The organism is Bacillus sp. hwrm1 (assembly GCF_040207805.1).
GTDB lineage: Bacteria > Bacillota > Bacilli > Bacillales > Bacillaceae > Bacillus > Bacillus velezensis.
Genome location: NZ_CP157943.1, coordinates 1,803,982 through 1,822,157, shown reverse-complemented (window position 1 = coordinate 1,822,157; position 18,176 = coordinate 1,803,982). Strand labels below are relative to the sequence as shown.

The 18,176-nt window shown below is 36.7% G+C and carries 25 protein-coding genes; all 25 read left to right on the top strand.

Annotation, left to right across the window (positions count from 1 at the left end):
• Positions 1-16 precede the first annotated feature (16 nt).
• The 25 genes from ABK447_RS09310 (at position 17) to ABK447_RS09190 (ending at position 18,165) form a co-directional block, all read left to right on the top strand.
• Entirely contained in the window at positions 17-247 is a 231-nt protein-coding gene (locus tag ABK447_RS09310; RefSeq protein WP_197200337.1) for a hypothetical protein, read from the top strand.
• A gap of 261 nt (positions 248-508) precedes the next feature.
• Positions 509-718, top strand: coding sequence for a YonK family protein (locus ABK447_RS09305; RefSeq protein ID WP_047474221.1), 210 nt, complete (start codon positions 509-511; stop codon positions 716-718).
• An 11-nt stretch (positions 719-729) separates the two neighbouring features.
• Positions 730-1,971: a metallophosphoesterase family protein gene (locus tag ABK447_RS09300; protein ID WP_197200338.1), complete on the top strand. Its 1,242-nt coding sequence runs from the start codon at positions 730-732 to the stop codon at positions 1,969-1,971.
• Complete coding sequence (locus tag ABK447_RS09295; protein WP_014417880.1) at positions 1,943-2,398, top strand: hypothetical protein; 456 nt, start codon at positions 1,943-1,945, stop codon at positions 2,396-2,398. Before ABK447_RS09300 ends, ABK447_RS09295 begins: the two co-directional genes overlap by 29 nt.
• Before the next feature lie 41 nt (positions 2,399-2,439).
• A complete protein-coding gene (locus ABK447_RS09290) occupies positions 2,440-2,769 on the top strand; it encodes a hypothetical protein (protein WP_197200339.1) in 330 nt (109 codons plus the stop codon).
• A 215-nt stretch (positions 2,770-2,984) separates the two neighbouring features.
• Positions 2,985-4,034, top strand: coding sequence for a hypothetical protein (locus ABK447_RS09285; RefSeq protein WP_238794483.1), 1,050 nt, complete (start codon positions 2,985-2,987; stop codon positions 4,032-4,034).
• On the top strand, positions 4,027-5,841 hold the full coding sequence (locus tag ABK447_RS09280; protein WP_181816512.1) for a terminase: 1,815 nt from the start codon (positions 4,027-4,029) through the stop codon (positions 5,839-5,841). The genes ABK447_RS09285 and ABK447_RS09280 overlap by 8 nt, the downstream gene beginning before the upstream one ends.
• Before the next feature lie 26 nt (positions 5,842-5,867).
• Positions 5,868-7,310 carry a hypothetical protein gene (locus ABK447_RS09275; protein ID WP_181816511.1) on the top strand — a complete coding sequence of 481 codons (1,443 nt, stop codon included), beginning with the start codon at positions 5,868-5,870 and terminating at the stop codon, positions 7,308-7,310.
• A gap of 29 nt (positions 7,311-7,339) precedes the next feature.
• The gene (locus tag ABK447_RS09270) at positions 7,340-8,821 is read left to right on the top strand and encodes a hypothetical protein (RefSeq protein ID WP_241745094.1); all 1,482 of its coding nucleotides are present in this window, start codon (positions 7,340-7,342) and stop codon (positions 8,819-8,821) included.
• 24 nt (positions 8,822-8,845) lie between these two features.
• Positions 8,846-9,388, top strand: a complete 543-nt coding sequence (locus tag ABK447_RS09265) for a hypothetical protein (RefSeq protein WP_014417873.1) — start codon at positions 8,846-8,848, stop codon at positions 9,386-9,388.
• Between the two features lie 24 nt (positions 9,389-9,412).
• Positions 9,413-10,405 carry a hypothetical protein gene (locus ABK447_RS09260; protein ID WP_014417872.1) on the top strand — a complete coding sequence of 331 codons (993 nt, stop codon included), beginning with the start codon at positions 9,413-9,415 and terminating at the stop codon, positions 10,403-10,405.
• Positions 10,406-10,457: 52 nt separating this feature from the next.
• Positions 10,458-10,991, top strand: a complete 534-nt coding sequence (locus ABK447_RS09255) for a hypothetical protein (RefSeq protein WP_197200340.1) — start codon at positions 10,458-10,460, stop codon at positions 10,989-10,991.
• 12 nt (positions 10,992-11,003) lie between these two features.
• Complete coding sequence (locus ABK447_RS09250) at positions 11,004-11,435, top strand: hypothetical protein (RefSeq protein WP_224988287.1); 432 nt, start codon at positions 11,004-11,006, stop codon at positions 11,433-11,435.
• Entirely contained in the window at positions 11,432-11,752 is a 321-nt protein-coding gene (locus ABK447_RS09245) for a hypothetical protein (RefSeq protein ID WP_041481761.1), read from the top strand. Before ABK447_RS09250 ends, ABK447_RS09245 begins: the two co-directional genes overlap by 4 nt.
• Positions 11,749-12,414: a hypothetical protein gene (locus tag ABK447_RS09240; protein WP_197200341.1), complete on the top strand. Its 666-nt coding sequence runs from the start codon at positions 11,749-11,751 to the stop codon at positions 12,412-12,414. The genes ABK447_RS09245 and ABK447_RS09240 overlap by 4 nt, the downstream gene beginning before the upstream one ends.
• Positions 12,411-12,917 carry a hypothetical protein gene (locus ABK447_RS09235; RefSeq protein WP_197200342.1) on the top strand — a complete coding sequence of 169 codons (507 nt, stop codon included), beginning with the start codon at positions 12,411-12,413 and terminating at the stop codon, positions 12,915-12,917. The genes ABK447_RS09240 and ABK447_RS09235 overlap by 4 nt, the downstream gene beginning before the upstream one ends.
• A complete protein-coding gene (locus ABK447_RS09230) occupies positions 12,914-13,639 on the top strand; it encodes a hypothetical protein (RefSeq protein WP_197200343.1) in 726 nt (241 codons plus the stop codon). The genes ABK447_RS09235 and ABK447_RS09230 overlap by 4 nt, the downstream gene beginning before the upstream one ends.
• Before the next feature lie 39 nt (positions 13,640-13,678).
• Positions 13,679-14,473: a hypothetical protein gene (locus tag ABK447_RS09225; protein WP_077722247.1), complete on the top strand. Its 795-nt coding sequence runs from the start codon at positions 13,679-13,681 to the stop codon at positions 14,471-14,473.
• A 20-nt stretch (positions 14,474-14,493) separates the two neighbouring features.
• On the top strand, positions 14,494-14,895 hold the full coding sequence (locus tag ABK447_RS09220; RefSeq protein ID WP_077722246.1) for a hypothetical protein: 402 nt from the start codon (positions 14,494-14,496) through the stop codon (positions 14,893-14,895).
• Positions 14,896-14,966: 71 nt separating this feature from the next.
• Positions 14,967-15,323, top strand: coding sequence for a hypothetical protein (locus ABK447_RS09215; protein ID WP_022553073.1), 357 nt, complete (start codon positions 14,967-14,969; stop codon positions 15,321-15,323).
• The gene (locus ABK447_RS09210) at positions 15,323-16,657 is read left to right on the top strand and encodes a pyocin knob domain-containing protein (protein ID WP_197200344.1); all 1,335 of its coding nucleotides are present in this window, start codon (positions 15,323-15,325) and stop codon (positions 16,655-16,657) included. Before ABK447_RS09215 ends, ABK447_RS09210 begins: the two co-directional genes overlap by 1 nt.
• Positions 16,651-16,989 (top strand): hypothetical protein, encoded by a 339-nt coding sequence (locus ABK447_RS09205; protein ID WP_225630112.1) that lies wholly within the window; start codon positions 16,651-16,653, stop codon positions 16,987-16,989. The genes ABK447_RS09210 and ABK447_RS09205 overlap by 7 nt, the downstream gene beginning before the upstream one ends.
• Before the next feature lie 91 nt (positions 16,990-17,080).
• Positions 17,081-17,185 carry an XkdX family protein gene (locus ABK447_RS20905; protein ID WP_022553071.1) on the top strand — a complete coding sequence of 35 codons (105 nt, stop codon included), beginning with the start codon at positions 17,081-17,083 and terminating at the stop codon, positions 17,183-17,185.
• Between the two features lie 78 nt (positions 17,186-17,263).
• A complete protein-coding gene (locus ABK447_RS09195; protein ID WP_014417863.1) occupies positions 17,264-17,749 on the top strand; it encodes a hypothetical protein in 486 nt (161 codons plus the stop codon).
• Complete coding sequence (locus ABK447_RS09190) at positions 17,749-18,165, top strand: hypothetical protein (RefSeq protein WP_197200345.1); 417 nt, start codon at positions 17,749-17,751, stop codon at positions 18,163-18,165. Before ABK447_RS09195 ends, ABK447_RS09190 begins: the two co-directional genes overlap by 1 nt.
• Positions 18,166-18,176: the final 11 nt, after the last annotated feature.

The following is an 18,176-nucleotide window of genomic DNA, read 5'->3' as shown; positions in this document are numbered from 1 at the left end:
AAGGGAGGACGAAAAGATGGACACAAACATTCGCATTGAAGTTATGTATGATGACACGGTATATAATAAGTGGGGCGAGATTATTAATAAAACTTATGCTGGTGATATTATCGATGCTATCCTCAATGAAGACACAGAAGAATATTTCGGAAAGGATCGGAAAGGTCGAAAAGTATTTGTCGGATCTCTCGACGTGTACGGTAAGCTCGTACTAGAACCTGGATTTAAATTAGTAGACGACAAATAAACGCAATCAGAATAAGATTTCTGCTCCCTATTGCAGAGGTCTTTTTGTGCTTGCGTTTTACCGATCGGCCGGAATGTGCTTACGAGCCTTCCGGTGACGCAAGTTATCAATAATCTCCTTCGGGCGTTTCCCCAACGCCTATCCGACTTATCTTTTCATCTCCTTTATATCCCCTTTTCGGACGTTACCGATGCTTCGGATCATCGGGCTTCCGAAGGAGCTTATTGAACGTAAATAAAACACATATTGGAGGAATTTAATTTGGCTAAAGGTAAGAAAGAATATTCTTTTAAAAAATGCACTGTAAATGTAGATGAAGATCAAATTATTGAGCATAAAGGTGATGGCATACACATTCACTCACTATCTAAATACCTAAGAGAGCTTGAAAGCAAAACGGATCCAATTGATTTCACGTTAAAAAGTGACAGTGATGTTGTTCCTCAAGAAACTGAAGGCATTTCTGAGTAGGCGGTGACTGAATGACAGCTATTTTAGATCCTGTGTTACAACGAGAAAAAGACGAATCATTCACTGATTATCATATTAGGCTTTTCAAAAACAAAGACACTTATCACATTGACACAAAAACAATTGCTTCCCTTTTAAATAAAGATCAAGGAACCAACTATGATGAAAGCAAGTGGCGTAAGGATTTTAAGCAATTTGAGCGATGGTATGATTACATTATTTCAAAGAATATGAACAAAGAAGTTCAACAAAAACATGAAGAAATTCGCATTGAATCCGAAAAACAAACAATCAAAGCACGAGATCAAAAAAGAGAATACCGGAAATTCATTGCCAATCAAGCACGGTTTGAACAAATTAAAGATGATGTCGTACAAGCTATTGCATCTTTAGAGTCAAAAAGACCCCTTCGCTTCACCTTCCCATCCCCCGCTATTGCTGAAAAACATGGGCTTGCACTATTCAGTGATTGGCACTTCGGAATGGAAATCGACAACCGCATTAACAAATTCAATAAAGAAATTTTTAATGAGCGTGTAGAACATCTCACGAACAAAGTGATTGAGTATGGTAAACAGAATCATGTTTCCACACTGCATGTAGCAAATCTCGGTGATTTAATCGGAGGTCTTATTCATGTGTCTACAAGAGTTCAGGCCAATGAAGATGCTGTAGAACAAATTAAATATGTATCAGAAACACTTGCAGAAGTGCTAGCTATGTTGGCAAGTGAGTTTCAAGAGGTTAAGTTCTACAACGTGGCAGGAAATCACGGTCGCCTCTCCCCTTCTAAAAATGATGTAGGGATTAAAGAAAACTTTGAATACCTCATTAATTGGTACCTCGAAGCCAGATTAAAGAACATAGAGAACATCTCCATTGAACCTGAGCAAGACGGATTCATCCCCGCCAAAATCAACAATCAGGAAGTCGTGTTTGTGCACGGACACTACGATCGTGTTGATCAGTGCGTAACACGATTACCTCAACTACTTGGCTACATCCCTTCTTACATATTCGGTGGTCATATTCATCACAATTATGAAAAAGAGTACGGCAGCACAACAGTTGTAGTAAATGGAGCGCTTGTCGGTGCGGATGATTATGCTATGCAAGGTCGGTTTGGCACAAAACCTTCTCAAAAATTTATGGTTTTTGATGATGCAGGTATTGAGGCTACATACATAATTCGCTTTAAAAATGATAATCAGGGAGGAAATATACGTGGACTTAGCAATGCACGAAGTGTATAACCTTCATTTGTATGATAAAAAAACTGAAGAGTCTTTAATTGATTTAACAACTCTTCAAGATGTTGAAATCTTTTATAGCGATGAACATGAAACGTATTTGATTTTTGCAAAGAATGCTCTGCTAAACTTTGATGTACTTAAATTTTTAGGTAAATATAAAGCTCCTACCTCCTTTGAATCAAAGTTAGGGAAGAAACAATATATTTCAGTTTTAAAAGAGACTCCTCGCTCTGAATTCAAATTATTAGCTGAAACAATTGGTCGCCATATTGAGACAACAAAGTCACACAAGGTTACTTTAGAATTTAACAATGTCGAAATTATTTCTAGAGCAGAACTTAAAGGTGTTAGTGGTGAGGTATCAGGTTTAGATCTGATTTTCAAAGTAAACCCACAGGATAACGAATTCTTTAAAATTCATTATTGATAAAACTTTAATTTTATTGAGATTGGGGATGAGACTGGTAAATGGCCGATTACAAAAGAACCTATGAGTCATTTTGGAAGACGATCATTGAGGATGAAAAAGGGAACATCAATAAAGATCAGTTGATGAGAGAGTTATCAGATTTCAAGCAACTATTAGATTCAATCCCTCATGTATATGAAGAAGTGACGTGCCATGGTGTAAGTAAGCCATTTACTGATCCTAAATATGTTATTGAGACTCATAGAGAGGCTTTTATAAATAAAGGATACGCTCTCGAAGATTTGAAAAACATGAGTGTTATGGCAAAACATTACTCTCCTTTTGAGAAAGTAGTTAGCTTAGGCGCCATCGAAGATCTGTTGAAGTAGATTAAAAATTATGATGAGGATTGATGGAAATGAAGAAGACAGAGTTTGATTACCTCTAGGTATTGAAATTAAGAGAGGATTTCATCACGATGAAGTCCTCTCTTCTTTAGTTTAAGCACCTTTTTAGAACGCCCAGTGATGATTGCGATCCCCCTTTCGCTCTATTGCTGGGCGTTTTATAAAACGTGTTTTTAGAAATTAACGGAGGTGAGTAGATGAATATTGAAAAAATTGTTTGCTCCTGTTGTGGAAAAGAAAGAGACGCAGGGCAATATTACGCCTCTGCCTCCCCTTTTCACGCTGCAACAGGTAAGCTACACGTCTGTAAACAATGCTTATTAAAAATTGCTGACTCAGACATAGAAAGTCCTATCCATATACAAAATCTTTTACGAATGCTTGATAAACCATACTTGCACACTACCTGGATTTCTTCAATTGAAGAAGCAGCAAATAGAAATAGGCATTTATTTTCAATTTACATGAAGAATTTAGGTCTAAGACATAACCGCATGAAAACATGGCAAGACAGTGAGTTCGACGAAGATGGTACGAAAACGCAACAAGAAATAAACGTAGATCATCCATCTAAAGATGATGGCATTCAGTTAGATGATGCCAATAAAAATGATGTATTAAGGATGTTGGGATATGATCCGTTCGAAGGAGAAATTGAGAGTGATAAACGTCTTCTTTACAATAACCTAGTCAACTTCCTTGACGAAGGAACATTAGAGGACAATTTCAAACTGCCCGCTGTAATTGAAATTGTAAAAGGATTTAATCAAATTGATAAAATAAACCGAGCAATTGCGACAATTACAAGTGACGTAGCTAATATGTCTAATCAGGCAGGCGGCATTAAATCCTTAATTGACTCCAAAGAAAAGATTCTCAAATCCATGCTGGCTTTAGCTAAAGACAATGGTATCTCGGTAAACCATAACAACAATAAAAGCAAAGGTGCCGGGACTCTTTCAGGAATTATTAAAACACTTCAGGAGAAAGGCTTTGAAGAAGGAGAAGTTAATCAATTTGATATTGAAACAGCACAAGGGATAAGACAAGTAGCTGATTTAAGCAATAAAAGCATTATGGATCAATTGCAATTTGACGAAAATGATTATACTTCAATGATCATGGAGCAAAGAGAAATTATTCAGAGCTTAGATGCAAGAACAATCACTCTTGAAGAAGAAAATCGGAAGCTTAAGAAAGAATTATTTAGCTTGAGAAAAACAGAAGGAACTTTGACAAATGACTAAAGCCAATATGTCCCAACGGAAAATAGATGGATTTATTAAGCTTGCTGAAGTCATTCAGTGGGGACGAAAAAACCCGGTCAAATTTGTAGAAAGATTCTTCGGAATGGAACTTTTAGATTATCAAAAGTACGCTTTTACTGAAAGCTGGTACAAGCAATATGTTCTTTGGTGCATGGGGCGAAACTCAGGAAAAACAACACTGGGAAGCCCCTTTATTATGGCCAAAAGTCTTCTGATTCCCAATTTCCAAGCATATATCTTGGCTGGTGTTGGGTCGCAATCGCAAGAGATGTTCTTAAAAATTGAAAAAATAGCGAAAAGAGAGATCGCATCCTTTACCGGCCTTACAGACATCTTTTATAACGAAACCGTTAAGAGTGCAGCAAACACTGATGGCTTCACCCACAACCCCGCATCATTCCAATACAAACTTTATAACGGCAGTATTGTAAATTCATTAAACGGATCCTTTGACAACAACCGCTCGAAGCGTTCTAACCTAAATTTCTATGATGAAAGTGGTTTTGCTCCCGATGAGCTTTTTACAACTTCTGAACCGTTTGCCGTTCAGAACAGTGATTTTAGACTAGGTGGAGATGTTGATGTCACTCTATTTCCTAAACAAATGCCCAACCAACTGATTTACGCCTCGTCTGCTTCTTCAACAGATACTTACTTCTATCGAAAATATAGCGATTTTGCTAAAAAGATGTTCTTAGGAGACAAAAGATATTTTGTCGCAGATATCAGTTCAGACATTGTTATAAATGCCACTTTTAATGGAAAACTGTATCCCGTGTCTTTACTATCCCAAGAAACTGTGGATGCAGCAATGAGAGATAACAAAGAAAAAGCTATGCGTGAATATAAGAACATATTCACCACCGAGGGATCAGACAATCAAATCATCAAACGTGCAATGATTATCAGAAATTCTGTAACTCGCCCCCCTGTTCTTGCTAATGATGGCTCCAGAAAATTTTTAATGGCTATCGACCCTGCAAGAAATCATGACAACTCAGTATGCACAGTTGCAGAGCTAATTAATGATGAGAATGTAGGCTACCGGCTTGAAATTTCTAATAATGTTTCTTGGACTGATCTAGAAAAGAAAAAGAAAACCCCAATTAAGACTCCTGATCAAGTTCAGGATTTTAAAAGAATGCTTCTAAATTACAATGGAACAAAGGCAGCTGATTATGAAAATATCGAAAGGATTCTTTTAGATGCCGGTGCTGGCGGTGGCGGTATGAATGCCTGGGCAGATGGTTTACTGGAGGACTGGACAGATACTAAGGGAGTTAAACACAGGGGTCTTATTGATAAACAACACGATGAGTACAAATCTTACATTTCCAAGTATCCAAATGCCAGTGACAAACTCTCCCTCCTCTCACCTCAAAAACTAAAAAGCGACATGTTTGAATCTTTAATTGAGATGATGGATTTAAACTTAATATCATTTACTGAAACCTATGATTATAAGGGAGAAATCACTTTACCTACTGATAACGGTGAAGGAAAAAAGTACAAGCTAACCGATGAAGAAATTTTGTCTTTAACAAATATTGATTTAGCAAAAGAAGAGCTTGTCAGCATCTATAAATTTTCTTCTGGGAGTAGTAGCAAAGTGAGATATGACTTGCCTCCTGATAAGAAAAGTAAAGTTCACGACGACCGTGCATATACAATTGCAATGCTTGCTTGGTACTTAAAGCAACTAAGACGTGAAAACATAACAAAAAAAGAGCATCCCAAAATTGATATGAATAAAATGTTCCTGTTTAAACAACCGCAAATTTCTTAAAAGAAAGGAGTTGAAATTTGTAACAAATGGATCAACAATTAACAAGTTTTGCGCAGCTGTCAAAGCTACTTCTCAACGACATGAGCTTAAGTAATAACAAATCAGCCATTTCCTCAAAATTCACTAAAGAAAATATCATTACGTACCTTCAAAACCCTCAAAAAAGCCAAAAAGAATTGAGGAGAGTTAGCCGTTTTTTATACAACACCTCGCCTAACTATAAACGCCTGGTTCAATACTTTGCAACTATGCTCCGCTTTGATTACATAATCAAACCTTTCGATTTAAATATAGACAAATTCAAAGAAAAACCCTTTAAAGATCATTATTCCAGCATATTAAAACTCATTGAAACAATGAATCTTCAGCACGAATTCACAAAACTATTGCTAATTGCCTTTAAAGAAGACGTCTTTTATGGATATGAGCATACAACATCTGATTCGTATTTCATTCAAAAACTTGACCCAGATTATTGTAGGATAAGTTCCATTGAAGATGGAGTTTTCAACTACAGTTTTGACTTTGCTTATTTTGATTCTAATAAGGACATCTTAAAGGATTATCCTAAAGAATTTAGGGTCAAGTATCTGAAATACACCAAAGACAAAACAGGTTTAAGGTGGCAAGAACTGAGCTCCGAAAACACTATATGTATCAAGGTAAATGAGGAACTTGAATATCTACTTCCCCCCTTCTCTTCAGTTTTTGAATCAGTTCTTGATATAGATGAAACCAAAAGACTTCGCAATGTAAAAAACAAGATGGACAATTATATGATCCTAACACAAAAAATCCCCATGGATGAGAAATCTGGAGAAGCAGACAAGCTTTTATTGAACATGGAAACAGCCATTGATTTTCACAATATGGCAATGAATGCTCTGCCAGAAGAAGTTGGTCTAGTAACCTCTCCTATGCAAATTGAAGCAATTAAGCTTGAAAGAAAAAGCAATGATGCAGATGCTGTCGCAAAAGCTGAAAGAGATTATTATAATGCGGCCGGAGTCAGTCAAATATTATTCAACAGTGATGGAATGAGTGGAACAGGCCTATCTAAATCGATAATCACAGATGAACAAGTCGCTTTTAGAGTGTTAAAACAATTGGAACGATGGCTAAATAGGAAGCTCAAAAAAATGGATAGTGAATATAAATTCAGAATTGAGCTATTAGAAACTACAAAATTGAATGTTGAAACTGTACGAGACAGTTTGTTACAAGCAGCTCAGTATGGAATGCCTGTTAAGTCTGCATTAGCTTCTACATTGGGGGTTACACAGAGCAATTTAAACAACATGGCATTTCTTGAGAATGAAATTATGAATTTGCCAGATAATTTAATACCTTTGTCCAGCTCTCACACACAAAGCGTTAAATCTGCTGGAGCCCCAAAGAAAAAAGAAGATGCTCTTTCCGATAAAGGTGTTGAAACGAGGGAAAATGAAGGAAACCTTAATCGAGAGTAATCAAATGATTTTTGAAAGGAGGTGAAAATTTGGACAAAACGGTAGATAATTATGTGCCTCTTCTCTTTCAGAGCTTGGATTCATTTGAAACAGAAGACACGCGATTCTTAAAGGTGAAAATTTGGCTGATGCATTTAGGGGAAAACCTAAATGGAAGCTATTTTAATAAAGAAGCAGTTCAAGCCGCTATCCCCTCTCTTGCTAATACTCCTATTTTATCCTACATAGAAGAGAACTCTGATGGGGATATTGATTTTTCAGATCACCGCATGGTTTTAATTAAAGAGGATGGTCACTTTAAAGTTAAGTATATCGGACAAGCTATCGGGCTCATTCCTGAGTCGAACAATGCAAAGTTTGAAAAACGAGTTTGTGATGACGGAATAGAAAGAGAATTCCTTACTTGCGAAGGACTTGTATGGCAAAAATGGGATGATCCAATCGAAATATTCAACAGAAACAGCGTGAAGTCACAGTCCATGGAACTCCATGATGATTTTGAAGGAGAATGGATTGATGAAGTGTTCCATTTCACTAAATTTAGCTTTTTTGGTGCTTGTGCATTAGGAACTGATGTCCTCCCTGCTATGCAGTCTGCAACTATCGAAACTCAATTCTCAGAAGACAAAATGTTCAAAGGTATTCAAGAAAAAATGGAACTGTTTAAATCCATCAACACTGATAAAGGAGGTATAAAGACTTTGGATAAAACAGAACTTTTAAAACAATTCTCTGTTACTAAAGAAGAGTTAGCCGCAAACGGAATCAATTATGAATCACTTTCATATGAAGAGTTAAATCAAAAACTCAAAACAGCATACAAAGTTGACAGTAGCTTTTCCTTGTCAGCTAATCAGTTAGAAGCTGAATTAAAACGTGCCCTTAGTGAAGAAAAGTTTGTGAAAACTTATAGTTGGGGTGAATCTGAAGAGCGAATTCGCTATTACTACGCAGATCAAAAAGACGATGAAGTTTTTGCATTTGATAACAAAGAAGACGGATTACTGTATGGCTTCAAATTCTCCATTTCAGAAGACAAGGTGACAATTGATTTTTCAACAAAACACCGAAAGAAGTTTGAAATTGTAGATTTTATCGAAGGCAATGAATCAAAATTTTCTGTGGTGCCTGTTGAAAAACTAAAAGATGAACTTGAAGCAAAGGAAAAAGAGGTTGAACATGCTTACGCGTCGGTTAAAGAAGAAAATGAGGCGCTCAAACAATTTAAAGCTGACACTCTTTCTTCACAACGTAAGGAAAAAGAAAAAGAGCTTTATGAAAAGTTCAATCTTGAACTATCTGAAGATGATATCAATTCAGTTAAAGCGATTTCTGAAGGTTTATCTATTCAACAGATTGAAGAGAAACTCTTCACTCTTTTAGGAAAAAAGAAAGCAAATTTTTCATCTTCGAAAAAAGAAAAAGATACAACTGTGAAAATACCTTTTAATAAAGAAAATGATGATACACAACTGGTTTATGGCGGGTTGTTCGAAAAGTTTTCAAACTAAATAACATTTGGAGGAGGCATTTAAATGTCAGGAGTTGTTCGTTTAGATAATTTGGCTGCCGTATACGGCGGTGCCCATATTCATTCTGTAAAAGCAAAACTTAATGTTGAAAATGGTAATGTTGGTGTGGTTGGAGTTCCGTATGAAGGTGAACGAGAGTTGCGCCTATTTAAAAGAGCTACAGATCCAGCCAAAGAAAAAGCTGCTATTGTAGCACAAGATGAGATTATGTATGACCAGACTCGCAGATCACAAAACAATTTAAAGTATTTCAAAATTGACGCCGGTCAAATTTTTAGAGTATACGACCTTGTTGAAGGCGACATCTTTTCTGTTTCACCAGACCTAATTGATGCTCTTGGTGAACAAGTTGTAATTGGAAATAAGGTCACCTTACAAGCTAATTCTTTCAAATATAAAGAGATTGCAGAGGCAGATGTAGCCGATCAAAGATTTGTAGGGCGAATCGAAGCCATCGAAAAGATTGGCACTCAAACAGTAACCGGGAAACCTGGTTATGTGGGCGGAATGCTTGATTTAGTAGTTATCAGAGTAGAACAAAACTAATAATCATAACTTGGAGGTTAATTAATGAAACAAGATCTTGTGAAATTGGGTATTGATTTATATAAAAACAGAGTTACGGATTACTCAAATAATCAGGCAAATGATGTTATCCGTAAAGCATTTGTAGAGATTATCGGTACTGACAAACCAAACTTTAGTCAATTTAGACGCTATAAGAATGATATCTTCGAAATTATTGAAGAGGTACTTGATCAAACAATTACCGATGGTATGATTGCCAGCCCTTTCTTCGAACAATTCGTGGATTACCGTGATTTAGCCCTTGGTGACACCAATGAATTTTATGTTGAAGATAGAACAATGCTGGTAGCAGCGCGCCATTCAGGTAACCATTGGAGCATCAGACGGCAAAAATTGAATATTGGGGATACCTTTACTGTACAAACTGAGCCGTATGCTATTGCAATTTACACTGACTTCAAACGGTTCTTAGCCGGTCGCATTGATTGGGACGCTTTCATCAAAAAAGTAAGTGAAGCATTCACTCAGGAGTTGAATTCACGTATCTATACTGAATTCATGGCTTCTATGGCATACTTACCTGCTGAGTTCAAACAGACTGGCACCTATAATGACGCAACACTAATTGAGCAGGCAGAGCATGTTCAAGCAGCAAACCAAGGATCTCAAATCATTATTGCTGGAACACGCACAGCATTGTCTAAACTATCCGGTGCTACTACTCTCATGAGTGAAAATATGAAAGATCAAATTAACAAAAACGGTGTTCTCTCCGTTTGGAACGGATACTCCCTCCTTCCTATCCCTCAAAGCCACAAACCAAACACTTTTGAATTCCAAATTGCAAATGATCGTTTGATGGTTCTACCAGCCAACGCCAAACCTATTAAGGTTGTCAAAGAAGGAACTCCTTTTATTAAAGAAGTATCCGATGGTACAACCAACCAAGATATGTCTATGGAGTACAAATTCATTACTCAATACGGAGTGGACACAGTATTTAACGTAATGTACGGTATGTATCAATTTGCATAATATGAGGGCTATTTAGCCCTCATATATTTTTGATGAAAAAGGAGAGTTTTAAATGGCAACAAAAGAAACTGTAATTGAATCTAATGAAGTGGTTACTGAAAAAGAAGCACCAAAAAAGAAAACAGTTAAGAAAAAGAAACAAATAAACCGTAATCAGTTGGTGTCATGTTTCAATGTAACGAGTGGAAGTTTGAAATACATCTCAAAAAAAACTGGGCTAGAAACTGTATGGAGTGCGTATGGGGATGAAGAATACATAGAGGTATCTGAATTGTTAACAATGAAATCGTCTCAGCCTAAGTTTCTAACTGAGCCTTGGATTTTTATCGATGATGAGGAAGTTGTTCAATACTTAGGTTTAAGCAAGGTTTATCAACACATTATTCCTATTGATGAAGTTGAAGAATTCTTCAATCTTTCAGCCACAGATGCCAAAGATATCTTACCTAAATTACCTAGAGGAATGAAGGAATTGATTGCTGACAAAGCTAGAAAAGGTGTTGAAAGTGGAGAATTTAATAATCTTCAGCTTCTTAAGCTATTGGAAAAAGAGCTCCATTTGGACATTCTTTCATTAGCAGATTAGGAGGCGTAAAATTTGCCTACTCCTTTTGAAGAAATCTACGGGTTTTTCCTTCCTAAGTTAACTGATTACTCATTTTTAAATATTTCCGACCAAGATTTGGCTGATACCTTAGAGCCTTTATTAAGGTCGTCATCTATTAAATTTAGAAGGTGTAAAAAGGACTTAACTGACAGGGATCAAGAACTCAAACAATTCAACGAAGATCTATCTGATGAAGAAAAAGAAATTCTGGCCTGCTTTATGGTTGTAGAATATCTCACTCCCAAAATAGTTACTGCTGACCTTTTACATCAAACTCTGAGCTCTAAGGACTTCAAATTGTATTCGCAAGCGAACCATATTAAGGAGATTAGAGAGCTACGTAATTTAATCAAAAAAGAAGCTGAAGATTTAATGGTGCAATATACATACTCAAATATAAGTATGAGAGGCTTTAGATCATGAAGATGATAACAGATTCAAAAACTCAGTTAGCATACTTCAACTTTTTAAAGTCACGCATCTTTAAAATCATTCCCCTCCTAGAAGAAAGTAATTATGGTATTGATAATTATGTCAGTTCACTAATCTTCGAATTATATGGAGCTCAGGATACTATTAAATCTGCACATGATTGCTCTGATTATGTTGTGATACTTGCAACTCTAGAGTCCATTCGATTGAATATTTCATCACATGACTACAGTTTTCATGTCGTTAGAAAAGAAGTGTTTAAAGTTCTTGCAACCATTGAAAAAATAATGGGGAGAATGGAACATTGAACTCTTTTGAAACATATAAAAAGAGGTTACTTGCATACGGCTCTACTCCTGATGAAGTTATAATTAATAACACGAAAGACACAATAAATAAGTCTTTTGATTCTTCACTCTTCTCTGAGAGCATTCCGATCAACGGTGAATTAACCGATGTAATAATAAATCAGGGGAAAACCTCCGAAGATAAAACATTACTGTTTCGACCTGATTATGAATCCCATAAGGGAGCTATTGCGGAGATAAACGATTCCCCTTTTCTTATTACAGAGTTTGATACAAACAGACTTTATCCCATAGCCAAGGCTAAATTATGTAACTCATCTATTACACTAACATCATCTGATCGTAAGATTCCATCTGGAAAGATTAATGAAATTACAGGAAAACCAATTATGATTACAGTTCCTGGTGAAAAGCTTGAAGTTCCTTGTGTCTTTGAGCGCACAACCTCAATAATTGGATCCGAATTGGCCATAAACATTCCCGAAGGACAAGCACATGTCACCATCCCCTTTTTAAAACATGAAAAATTAAGGAAGGGTCTTTTTCTTTCTTTTTATGGTGAGGAATTCCGTGTTGATGATATAGACTATTCCAAGGTCTATGGAGACACCGGAACAATTAGACTTATAGCCAAAAAGAAAGTTGGAGGTGATAGTGAATGAGTATGATGGTCGAACATATGACAACTGTATTCAGAACCATTATGAATGATACAGAATTGAATCGTCTTTTATATTATAAAGATGACCCTCTCTCCTCTTCTCTCCCTGACGTTCAGACGTTGGAAAATTATTATGATCCAGTTGATGATTCCCCATCGATATTAAGCTCCATAATTAAACGTGCTCCCAAAACTGATGATTTAACCGATCAACCAATTTGCAGGCTTTGTGTTTATCTTGGCAATGGAATCCCTAAACCCTCAATTCAAAGTGCGATGCTGCTAGATCAAGATTTGATGATTGATGTTTATACACACATTAACACCTATGAAGATACTGAATTCAGGAACCTGAAAATTACTGATCGTATTTGTGACATGCTCTTCAATCAAAATTTTGCTGGTATCGGTAAAAATATTAAATACACAAGACTGCTCATATCGAACGCACCTGAAGGATATTTGGGATACAAATTAATATTCACTTTCGGAGCTATGAAATGATTGATATGGAGTTTTTCATTACTGGAGAACCTATCTCTACAGAACTTGGTGAATGCAGATTCATTAAAGTTAAAGAGTACGGTCAGTTAGCCAATTATTTAAGGCTAATCAAAATGTCCAAAAAAGAGATCATTTACGTTTATAGCAAAGAAGATGTTAATCGTTTCGGGGAACTTGATGAGCTTGTTGCTGAATTAAAAAAAATGACTCTTTATGAAATTTCGGGTACCCTTCCTAATTTTCAAGAAGCTTACAGCACAGTGTTTTCTAAAATGTTCAATGGAGAAGAAATACTGGATAAGCTTACCCCAGACAACTTCGATTCCATTAGAGAACTGGTATTAAAAATGTGCTGTTTGAAGGAAGAAAAAATAAGCTCCAATCCTGAGATTCAAAAAGCTAATGAGCGAAGCAAAAGAGTCAAGAGTCAAGATGTTGATCCAGTTGATATGGCAGATATCATTAGCACAGTGTCGACTTATACAGGCTATCTTTATAAAGACATTAATGACATGACCCTGTTTCAACTTTATATGACTTATCACCGGATTGCTCAATTCAAGCAATATGATACTTCTACCCTCTTTGCCACAGTATCACCAGAAGCAGGTAAAAACATTGTGAACTGGGATAAACACATTGACTTATTTGAGGAAGAGAAACATTACATAAGCCGAGATAAGTTTATGAAAGAGACCAAAGGTTTTTCTAAGGGCAGCTAAAAGCTGTTCCTTTTTTTATTTTAAGGAGGAAATCTATAGATGAAAACAGTTATTCAAGATACAGCTGATGTTTATTTCAGAAGAAAATCTGATGGTCAGCTTGTATTCACAGCAGAAGCACAAACAGCTTCATTCTCCCAAGCCATCTCCGAAGAAAAACTTCGTGGTGGTATCGGAAATAAACCACTTTATATCTTGAAGTCTGAAAAAGAAATCAATCTTACTGTCAAGAATGCATATTTCGACTTAGAGTGGTTAGCAATGACACAAGGTGAAACAATTGAAGAAGAAGCAAAAGTTCAGGTTTTCGACCGTGAACATGGTCTAATTGTTGATGACAAAAATGCGGTTACACTTAAAGGTAAACCGGTAAGTGATGTAACCTTCTTCAACAAAAGAGGTGTTACGTACAAGACACCTGTGTCAACAGATGGATCTTATTTAATTCCTACTGGATTTGCTGGCACTAAAGAGAAATTAACTGCAGTGTACCAGATTAACAAAATCGGTAGACGCCTCCCTATTAAAGCGAGCAAATTCTCTGAGCGATATGAAGTTGAATACCGTACAATTGCCTATAATCCTGACACTGAAGAGGTTTACAGTGATATCTACATTCAATTCCCTAACGTATCTCCTTCTGGCGAATTTGAAATGTCGCTCGAAAACGGTAATGCATTAGCACCAGAAATTAAATTTGAAGCACTGGCGGACACTGACACTGATGAGATGGCTGTTGTTATTGAAGCGAGTAGAGAAATTAACTTTGTCAAAGACCCAGATCCTGGATCTGATACAGAAACACAAACTAAATCCGTAGACGTTGGCAATTAATTTTACAGGAGTGATTTTTAATGGCAGCAAAACTTAATGATTTCGATGGCGTAAAATCTTCAGCTAGAGATGATGGAAACGGTGGTTTAGTAACTGACATTCATCTCAAATCACAAGAAAAGCCTCTACAAGTTGACTTCCCTCAAGCTGGTTTCTCCTCTTTTAAAACGGATAAATTCACTGTTACTTCAACAGCTCAAAAAGTTACCGCAGGCATCACTGACAGGACAGCACTTACTATTTATCCTCCTGCAGAAGGCACGATTTACATTGGAAACTCTACTGTAACTGCTGATACAGGTATCCCATTGACAGCTGGTGACAAACCTTTTTCGGTGCCTGTTGCTGCTGGCAAAACACTTTATGTTTATGTGATCAATGACGGTACTGACAGAGACGTAAGAGTATTTGAAGCTAAATAAAATGAGGGGATACTTCCCCTCTCATATTTAAATAAAAGTCAGTTTTTAAACAGACTTAGGAGGTGGAGTTGTTGACAGAAACCGATGAAAATATTTTAAAAACCATTCCAGATAAAGCAACCTTTACATTCCACGAAGCAACAACTGCCCCGTCTGAAGGTGAAGAATTTGTAGTATCACATTATCGGGATATTACTGTTAAGATCTCTGGTTCCTCAACTTCAAGAGAAATAAAATTCTTTGCCGTAGATGAAAATGGTGAAAAGACAGAAATTGCTGGAACAAACAAAACTGATTTTCAATTAGGTACGGGCACATTGAATACAAATGAAAACTGGGATTTCGATATTGCGGGGCTTTTCAAATTCATGGTTGAGGTCATTTCCGTAAATGGAGATGTTACGGTTAAAGGAATTGCGGTGAGTTAATGAGCAGCAGTAAATTTGTAGGTCAGCTTAAACAAAACAATATACAAATCAATAACCTTAAAGATCAATTTTACAGAACTGAATCTCATATGTCAGATCATGAAAAACGTTTATCTGACAAAGTCGATGAGTTCATGGAAAAGCAAAATTCGGAATTAAAGTCGCATACTCAGAATACAGAAAACCCGCACAAAGTGACTAAAGAGCAAGTCGGATTGTCAAATGTGCTTAATGAGGAGCAAGCCACAAAAGTTGCTTTTGATGGACATCTTGACGATAAGAAAAATCCTCATGCAGTTACTAAAAGCCAAGTTGGCTTATCTAAGGTTGATAATGTACAGCAAGCAGCGAAAATTGATTTTGACGCTCATGATGCAGACCTGGATCGACATATCACAAAGGATGAGCGCAGTTATTGGAACAGCTCCGATGAAAGGTCAAAGTCTTTTTTAGCTGAACATACTAACGATCAATCAAACCCACACAAGGTTACTGCTGAACAGGTTGGACTTGGGAATGTAGACAATGTAAAACAAGCTACTAAAAGTGACTTTGATAATCATCTGAATGACACTAATGTCCATATCAACAAATCTGATCGGGATAGATGGGACGCTGCTCAACTTTTCAAACTCACTGCAGATGATGGAAAAGTAATCTTCAAAGATAGCTCTGAAAAAACAGAGTACAACGATTTGATTAACACTGGGTTTTATTTAATCGCCAACCAAGGGCTTCACTCCCCTGCCAACTTATCCAATGTCTATTTAGTTGTCATGAACTATGGAACTACAATTGCACAATTTGCATTAGAAGCATATTACGGAACACATACTTATTTCCGTTTTAGAAAGAGCGATTCCACATGGACTTCCTGGCAAACACATGAAACGACTGACGGAGCACAAGCTAGAGCTACTACCGCACTCAACTCGGCGAAAGCTTACACTGATGCCCACGAAGCAAAAACTGATATTCACGTTACTTTGGATGACAAAGCTAGATGGAGTGGTACATCAGGTTCTTGGAACCCAGTCACACTTATCAATGGAGCTACACAATACTCCACTTACCCTTTCAAATTCTCAAGTGTAAACAATGTGTTATGGCTAAGAGGATCTTTCGGAACATTGCCGGCAATTGGAACTGCAGTTGCTAAATTCTCAACCAAGCCAACACAGCTGGTGGATTTTGTAGTACCCACAATTGGATCATATGGAACAGCGAGATTTGCCTTCACAACAGATGGAGATTTACGTTTTGATGGATTGTACGCTAATGACATTAACAGTGTTTCCAGAGTTTCATTTAATATAGGAATTCCTTTATGGTAGTAGGTGAAAATATTATGCATGTTCTTTATTACGATGAGAACTTTATGTACGCTGGAGAAGACTTCATTGAAGGCGATGCTCTTCCTCCAAATAGTACAACTGCTGTCCCAGACCCCACAATAATCTTGCCCAAATATGATCCCAAGAAAAATAAATGGATTGAATCAGCAACTGAAGAATACAAGGATAGCGTTAAACCAAGTATCCCTGAACCTAACGATTTTGAAATAATAGGACAGACCCTATCCCAACTCCGCCTAAGCTTGCTTCAAGTCAACAAAACAATAAACACAATGTTAAAAGATATTGCTGATCTAAAGGGAGGTTCATAAAATTACTACATACAATTATTGGGTTAATGCCCTGAGTCGAAAATGGGCAACCGTTGATCAAGTCAAAGAAGCTTACCAGGAATTCAACGATGTGACAAAAGAAGAGCTCCAATTAGGAGTAAAGAATGGTTTAGTCACTTTAGAAGAGTACAAAGAAATCACTGGCGAAGACTACGAAGAAGCAGACACAGAATAAAATACAAGTTTTATTTAGACACCTCTCCCCTGAGGTGTCTTTTTTATGTGTTCAGAGGATATAAAAGGAGGAAATGAAATGGCATCGAAAAAATTAAATCTTGGGTTGATCGAAGAGAGTGTAAGTAAATATGACAAGAAAGAACGAGTGCAACTTACTGATGACGTTCATGTTTTTATTTACCCTTACTTCTCCCCTACCCGCTTAACCAAAATGCTTACTGAATTAATTACTGACCCACAAAATGCTCAAGAAAAAAACATTGACTTTAAAAGCATAAATCCTGTTCAATGGGGATTCTTTTCACTAATTAAAGAATTTACAGACTTGGGTATTCCAAGTGATATCAAAAACAAAGTTAAGTGGTTTGTTAAGCTTGTGGACTCTGAATTTTTCCCATTGATTATTAGTAGCTTCCCTGAAGAAAGCATGAAGAAATTTGGAGAAGCAACAAAGATGATGCAAGAGAATTTAGACAAACTTTCAAACATATCTCCTGAAGAAATAAATGATCTCATCCTTAATAAGGTCGAAGAGATTGAAAATGAACAAGAGGCTGAATAATGGCCAAGAACATAAAAGAAATAGCAGCATTAATTGAGTTTGCCGCAAAGCAAGCCGTTCAAAAACAATCCAGCACAAAAAATACGATGATTAAAACGGGTCAAGAGCATGTGCAATCTGATGTATATGACACATACGATCCTCTTGTATATGAACGTACTTCTCTTTTGAAGGACTCCTTTGTCATTCAAAACGAATATAACGGAATTTCATTAGACAACAATCGTGAAGACAACGGCAAGGATGTTGCTACGGTTGTTGAGACTGGTCAAGGGTACACGTATCCAGATAAATACGGTTATGGTTACGGAAAACCTCGTCCAGTCATGAAGAATACTGCTGAATCCTTAAAAGATGGACGATTAGTTGCTGCTATGAAAAAAGATTTAAATGCAAGTGGTATTAAAACAGAATAACGGTGGTGTGT

Bases quoted from the DNA above. Each gene is read 5' to 3' on its own strand.
- ABK447_RS09190 (WP_197200345.1), top strand. From the start codon at position 17,749: ATGGCCAAGAACATAAAAGAAATAGCAGCATTAATTGAGTTTGCCGCA.
- ABK447_RS09310 (WP_197200337.1), top strand. From the start codon at position 17: ATGGACACAAACATTCGCATTGAAGTTATGTATGATGACACGGTATAT.
- ABK447_RS09195 (WP_014417863.1), top strand. From the start codon at position 17,264: ATGGCATCGAAAAAATTAAATCTTGGGTTGATCGAAGAGAGTGTAAGT.
- ABK447_RS09245 (WP_041481761.1), top strand. From the start codon at position 11,432: ATGAAGATGATAACAGATTCAAAAACTCAGTTAGCATACTTCAACTTT.
- ABK447_RS09235 (WP_197200342.1), top strand. From the start codon at position 12,411: ATGAGTATGATGGTCGAACATATGACAACTGTATTCAGAACCATTATG.
- ABK447_RS09230 (WP_197200343.1), top strand. From the start codon at position 12,914: ATGATTGATATGGAGTTTTTCATTACTGGAGAACCTATCTCTACAGAA.
- ABK447_RS09300 (WP_197200338.1), top strand. From the start codon at position 730: ATGACAGCTATTTTAGATCCTGTGTTACAACGAGAAAAAGACGAATCA.
- ABK447_RS09260 (WP_014417872.1), top strand. From the start codon at position 9,413: ATGAAACAAGATCTTGTGAAATTGGGTATTGATTTATATAAAAACAGA.
- ABK447_RS09255 (WP_197200340.1), top strand. From the start codon at position 10,458: ATGGCAACAAAAGAAACTGTAATTGAATCTAATGAAGTGGTTACTGAA.
- ABK447_RS09280 (WP_181816512.1), top strand. From the start codon at position 4,027: ATGACTAAAGCCAATATGTCCCAACGGAAAATAGATGGATTTATTAAG.
- ABK447_RS09275 (WP_181816511.1), top strand. From the start codon at position 5,868: ATGGATCAACAATTAACAAGTTTTGCGCAGCTGTCAAAGCTACTTCTC.
- ABK447_RS09290 (WP_197200339.1), top strand. From the start codon at position 2,440: ATGGCCGATTACAAAAGAACCTATGAGTCATTTTGGAAGACGATCATT.
- ABK447_RS09205 (WP_225630112.1), top strand. From the start codon at position 16,651: ATGGTAGTAGGTGAAAATATTATGCATGTTCTTTATTACGATGAGAAC.
- ABK447_RS09210 (WP_197200344.1), top strand. From the start codon at position 15,323: ATGAGCAGCAGTAAATTTGTAGGTCAGCTTAAACAAAACAATATACAA.
- ABK447_RS09265 (WP_014417873.1), top strand. From the start codon at position 8,846: ATGTCAGGAGTTGTTCGTTTAGATAATTTGGCTGCCGTATACGGCGGT.
- ABK447_RS09220 (WP_077722246.1), top strand. From the start codon at position 14,494: ATGGCAGCAAAACTTAATGATTTCGATGGCGTAAAATCTTCAGCTAGA.
- ABK447_RS09225 (WP_077722247.1), top strand. From the start codon at position 13,679: ATGAAAACAGTTATTCAAGATACAGCTGATGTTTATTTCAGAAGAAAA.
- ABK447_RS09285 (WP_238794483.1), top strand. From the start codon at position 2,985: ATGAATATTGAAAAAATTGTTTGCTCCTGTTGTGGAAAAGAAAGAGAC.